Consider the following 3,701-nt stretch of genomic DNA (forward strand, 5'->3'; position numbering starts at 1 on the left):
GATCGCCATCGCGGTGACCCGCCAGGAAGGTAACGCGCAGCCCGCGCTGACGGTGCTGCTGTTCACCAGCGTGGCGATCGCGATCGCTGCGCAGGTGTTGGCCAACCTGTGGGCCGGGATGCTCGACCGGATGGCGTTCTGGCAGTCGCCCACGCTGCGCGCCGACCGGGCCACCTTGCGCCGCACCGAGGCGGCATTGCCGCTGCGCTCGGCTGATCCGCTTGACGGCATCGACGATGACACGTTCGCCCGACTCACCCGGCGCGCGCTCGCCCACTACGGCGACTTGTCCAAGCTGGTGGCCAGCCCACTGACCGCGCTGCCCGTCATCGACGAGCGGTTAGCCGCCCGTGGCGCGCCCGACCAGCCGTTGGAGCGGGCCAATGAGCTCAGGGCCCTGCTGGCCGAGCATATCGCGCGGCTCAAGCCTCGCGACGGCGGCGACTTCGGCACCAGTGAGCAGTGGCGGCACTACAACTCGCTGTATTTCCCGTATGTGGTCGGCGTGCGCGCCTACGCGCAGAACGCCACCGCGGCCGGCCTTGACCCCACGGCGCGGCAAGCCTGGCAGTGGCTGGTCACCGAGGTGCCGCAGCGCTCCCTGCACAACTGGCAGAGCGCGGCGGCCAGGCTGATAGCCGCCGACCTGCGCGGCCGGATGCCGGTCCCTAGCGACGCCGGGTGACGATGCGGGCCAAGCCGCGCGATCGGGCTTGAACCGGTCCGGGAATAGCCGCGTATTGAACATAGGTTGAGTTGCGCATGGCAGTGCTTGGCAGTGTCATGTCTCGATCTGGCACCGCCTAGACCGCAGGCTCAACTGTGTTCGACCGCAACCGACATCCCAAGGAGTTCTGACATGACCGCTGTCTCTGGTCTGGCAACCCGGCCCCTGTACGACTCGACCGATTCGTTGTTGCGCTTTGCGATGCGGGTCGACGCCACCGTCACCGGGCTCGTGGGCCTGCTCGTCGCGGCGGCCGCCGACCCCCTCTCCTCGCTGACCGGGCTCAGCTCCGCCACCGAATACGGGCTGGGCATGGCTTTCGCGCTCTACGGCCTGATCGTCTTCAGCCTCGCCGCGCTGCCCAACCTGCGCCGCGCCGGCATCAGTGTGGTCATCGCCAACATCGTGTGCACCCTGGCAGCGGTCGCCGTGGTGGCGGCGGGTGTGCTGCCGTTAACCGCGGTCGGCGTCGCCGCCACGTTGGGCAGTGGCGTATACACGGCCTTTTTCGCGATGCTGCAGTACCTCGGAGTGCGCCGGCTGCCGGCCTGACTCCCATATCGCCGGTGCGGGGACGCCGTCGTTCGAGGTTTCGACGGGACGTCCCCGCATCGGCCTGCCCCAATGCGTCGAATGTGGACTTATTGGACGCAAGAGAGCGGGCTAGCGTGTATCAAGCCACACTCGGGCACAATTTACAGCTTGCGCAGCCGCAGCCGGTTGATGGAGTGGTCGGCGTCCTTGCGCAACACCAGGGTGGCCCGTGGCCGGGTGGGCAGGATGTTTTCGACCAGATTGGGTCGGTTGATCGAACGCCAGATTTCCCGGGCGGCAGCGATGGCCTGCTGGTCGTTGAGGCGTGCGTAGTGGTGGAAGTGAGAAGCCGGGTTGGCGAACGCGGTAGTGCGCATGGCCAAGAACCGCGAGATGTACCACTGCTCGATGTCTTCGATGCGCGCGTCGACGTACAGCGAGAAGTCGAACAGATCCGACACCATCAGGGTGGGCCCGGTCTGCAACACGTTGAGGCCCTCGAGGATAAGGATGTCGGGGTGGCGGACCACCTGCTTGGCGCCCGGGATGATGTCGTAGAGCAGGTGTGAATACACCGGCGCGCAGGCGTATTCCGAACCAGACTTCACCGAGGTGACAAACCGCATCAGCGCACGACGGTCATAGCTTTCCGGGAAACCCTTGCGGTGCATAAGATTTCGCCGTTCCAGCTCGGCATTGGGGTAGAGGAAGCCGTCGGTGGTCACCAAGTCCACTTGGGGGTGGTGCTCCCAGCGGGCCAGCAGCGCCTGCAGTACGCGGGCGGTGGTCGATTTGCCGACCGCGACGCTGCCGGCCACCCCAATGATGAACGGGACGGGCCGATCCGGGTTCTGCTGCGGCTCACCGAGGAATTCTGCGGTGGCGGCGAACAGGCGCTGGCGGGCGGCGACCTGAAGGTGGATCAGCCGGGCGAGCGGCAGGTAGACCTCTTCCACTTCGAGCAGGTCGAGTTTCTCCCCGAGACCGCGCAGTTTGACAAGCTCTTCCTCGGTGAGTTTCAGCGGCGTCGACATGCGCAGCGCACGCCACTGACTTCGGTCGAACTCCACATACGGGCTCGGCTCGCTCAGCCGCGGCATAGGGGTCAGTCTTGCAGCCACCGCCGCGTCGAGAGCGGCTGGGGCGACCCCGATAGCGTGGGCCGCTATGGAGCCTGCCGCGCTGATCCGGGAGTACCTGCTGCTGGGTTTGCGCTTCGACCGCGTCGAGCCGGGTTATGTGTACGCCTTCATCGGCGATCCGATGCTGTGTCGGGCGGTGAGGACGAGCCGGTGCCCGACCCCCGCGAGCTGGTCCGCCACCACCACGAGCGCCATCCCGGGACATCACACCGAGCATTGCCGCAAGGAAGCCAGGCTCGTCAAGCGTCAAGGCCAGATCGAGCACACCATATTCCTGGTCAACACGCCGCAGTGCCTGATGGCCGAGGGCCTGGCCGACCTGGCGCTGCATGTGGCTGTGGGCCCCCGTTGGGGCCGCTGGGCCGCGGCCATCTACGCCGACTTAGGGCTGCGCTTCGACGGCGAGCGTGCCGAGGCCATGGCGGAGGCTTCCGCAGCGCTGATGAGCGTCCGCCAGGACGCCGCGCTGATGTTGCACGACGAACGCCGCGAGGCCGACGAGGTGACGGACTATGTGCGGCGCTGGTTGTTGCTGCCCGAGAACCGCGCCCGGCAAATGCTGCGGTTTCTGTGCTCACCGTTGTGGCGGGCCTATACCAGCACCTATGTCGAGGGTGACCGGCTGCTGCGAGCTTGGCTCGATGGCCGGCCACCCGGTGTCAGCCTGCCCGAGCGGTTCTGCCGGCTACTCGACGAGCCGCTGATCCCGTCGTCGTTGCGAGCAGAGTAGGTTCGGGTGCATGGCAGCTGACTCGACCGGGACCGCCACCTCAGCCCCACCTCTTGGCGCCGAGTACGCCGATACCGCTAGCGCCGCCTACCGCGCCGCACTGGATGTCATCGAATCCGTCGAACCTCGCATCGCCGCTGCGACACGCAAAGAGCTTGCCGATCAACGCGATTCGCTCAAGCTGATCGCCAGCGAGAACTATGCGTCGCCGGCGGTGCTGCTCACCATGGGCAGCTGGCTGTCGGACAAGTATGCGGAAGGCACCATCGGCCACCGCTTCTACGCCGGCTGCCAAAATGTCGACACCGTCGAGAGTGTCGCTGCCGAGCACGCCCGCGAGATGTTCGGTGCGCCGTATGCCTACGTCCAGCCTCACTCGGGTATTGACGCCAATCTCGTTGCCTATTGGGCGATTCTGGCAACTCGCGTCGAGGCGCCCACCCTGGCCGAGGCCGGCGTCAAGCAGGTCAACGAGCTTTCCGAATCCGACTGGGAAGTGTTGCGGCACAAGCTCGGCGAGCAGCGGTTGTTGGGGATGTCGCTGGACGCCGGCGGCCACCTCACCCAT

The 3,701-nt window shown here is 66.5% G+C and carries 2 protein-coding genes and 3 pseudogenes; 4 read left to right on the forward strand and 1 reads right to left on the reverse strand.

Annotated features, from left to right (window positions below; genetic code table 11):
• Together ACFE99_RS23935 and ACFE99_RS23940 are read left to right on the forward strand one after the other, a co-directional pair.
• A pseudogene (locus ACFE99_RS23935) lies at positions 1 to 685 on the forward strand (hypothetical protein); the annotation flags it as partial.
• Positions 686 to 859: 174 nt separating this feature from the next.
• On the forward strand, positions 860 to 1,279 hold the full coding sequence (locus tag ACFE99_RS23940; RefSeq protein WP_375489211.1) for a hypothetical protein: 420 nt from the start codon (positions 860 to 862) through the stop codon (positions 1,277 to 1,279).
• A gap of 143 nt (positions 1,280 to 1,422) precedes the next feature.
• Here the strand turns inward: ACFE99_RS23940 and coaA are convergent, their stop codons facing one another.
• Positions 1,423 to 2,361 carry a type I pantothenate kinase gene (gene coaA, locus ACFE99_RS23945; RefSeq protein ID WP_375489213.1) on the reverse strand — a complete coding sequence of 313 codons (939 nt, stop codon included), beginning with the start codon at positions 2,359 to 2,361 and terminating at the stop codon, positions 1,423 to 1,425.
• A gap of 238 nt (positions 2,362 to 2,599) precedes the next feature.
• Here coaA and ACFE99_RS23950 point away from each other — a divergent pair.
• Together ACFE99_RS23950 and ACFE99_RS23955 are read left to right on the forward strand one after the other, a co-directional pair.
• Positions 2,600 to 3,133 (forward strand): annotated as a pseudogene (locus ACFE99_RS23950) (DUF885 domain-containing protein); the annotation flags it as partial.
• Between the two features lie 10 nt (positions 3,134 to 3,143).
• Positions 3,144 to 3,701: pseudogene (locus tag ACFE99_RS23955) on the forward strand (glycine hydroxymethyltransferase); the annotation flags it as partial.

Source organism: uncultured Mycobacterium sp., from assembly GCF_964249325.1.
In the GTDB taxonomy this organism is placed as follows: domain Bacteria; phylum Actinomycetota; class Actinomycetes; order Mycobacteriales; family Mycobacteriaceae; genus Mycobacterium.